The organism is Ottowia beijingensis (genome assembly GCF_042680925.1).
Taxonomy (GTDB): Bacteria; Pseudomonadota; Gammaproteobacteria; order Burkholderiales; family Burkholderiaceae_C; genus Ottowia; species Ottowia beijingensis.
In genome coordinates this window covers 1-1,322 of sequence record NZ_JBHUEP010000023.1, presented here as the reverse complement: position 1 = coordinate 1,322, position 1,322 = coordinate 1, and the positions used below count along the sequence as shown (strand labels likewise).

Genomic DNA, 1,322 nt, shown 5'->3' with positions numbered 1-1,322 from the left:
GCGAGGCCGGCATGTGCTCGGGCGTGGTGGTGTGTGCACCCCGTCGGGGATTGAGGGCGTGGGCGGCCACGCGTTTGCTGCCGTGCAGGACTTCGAGCGTGCCGGCCGTGATGCGCAACTCCACCGGCTCACCCACCAGGGCGTGGGGCACCGAGTAGTAGTGGCCATCGAGCTCAACGTGGTAATCGATGTTGACGCGGGCGGGTTTGAAGCGCGCGATGGGCATGCGCACCGGCGGCAGGGGGCGCAGGGCTGGCCGGTCGAGTTCGGCGAAGGCGCTGGTGCGGTTGCCCGGCAGCTTCTTGAACGCGCGCTGGTTCAAGTCCACCAGCAAGGCGGCAATCGCCCGGTTGAGCTCGGCCAGGCTGAAGAAGGTCTGGTGGCGCAGCCTGGCCAGAATCCAGCGCTCGACCACCTGCACAGCGACCTCCACCTTGGGTTTGTCGCGTGGCTTGGCCGGGCGCGCGGGCATCACGGCCAGGCTGTAGTGCGCACAGAGCTCTTCGAGCAGGCGGTGCGCGGTGGGCTCGTAACGGTCGGGTCGGGCCATGAGGGCGCGCGGCTGGTCAGGCACCAGCAGGCGGGGCACGCCGCCGATGAACTCCAGCGCGCTAATGATGCTGGCCACCCAGTCGGTGGCCTTCTGGCTGGCGGTGGCGCAGGCGTAGGTGTAGTTCGATGCGCCCAGCACGGCCACGAAGACCTGGGCCTGGCGTATCTCGCCAGTGTCGGCATCCACCACGGGAACGGTCTGGCCGGCGTAGTCCACAAAGAGCTTGTCACCGCCCGTGTGGGTCTGGCGCATGGAGCGCTGCAGGCGCCGGGCCCAGGCCTTGTACTTCTCGCAGAAGGCGCTGTACTTGTACGCCTGCCCGCTGTGCTGTTGCTGGTATTCCTCCCAAAGCAACTGCAGCGTCACGCCAGGTCGGCGCAGTTCGCGGTGGATGTGGGCGTGGTCGGGTTCAAGGTGCCGGGACTCGCGCGCCACGGGTGGCTTGTAGAGCCGGGCCTGGAGTTCGTCGTCGTTCAGGCTCTGGGCCAGTGCCCAGTCCACGCCGGCCACGCGCGCGTAGCTGGCTATCTCGCTGACAGTGGATTTGGAGATGCCGAGGGCGGCACCGATTTGACGGGTGCTCAAGGCCCCGCGGTGCAGCAGTTGCAGTGTGTGTCGTAGTTTGCTCATGGTGACCCTGGGTGTGGGCATCGCTGGTTCCGGTCAAAAAACCGGGCAGCGTATGCCGCGTTCGGGTCACTCAGAACACCCCGCAGGTGTCCGCCATCAGTTTGGAATGCTGTCCGCCTTCAGCGTGGAACACTGTCCG

The 1,322-nt window shown here is 67.0% G+C and carries 1 protein-coding gene; it reads right to left on the bottom strand.

Annotated elements, in window-relative coordinates:
* Window positions 1–1,204: IS21 family transposase (gene istA, locus ACFSCU_RS18915; protein ID WP_377561347.1), on the bottom strand; the 1,204-nt coding region annotated here is incomplete at its 3' end.
* Between the last annotated feature and the right edge of the window lie 118 nt (window positions 1,205–1,322).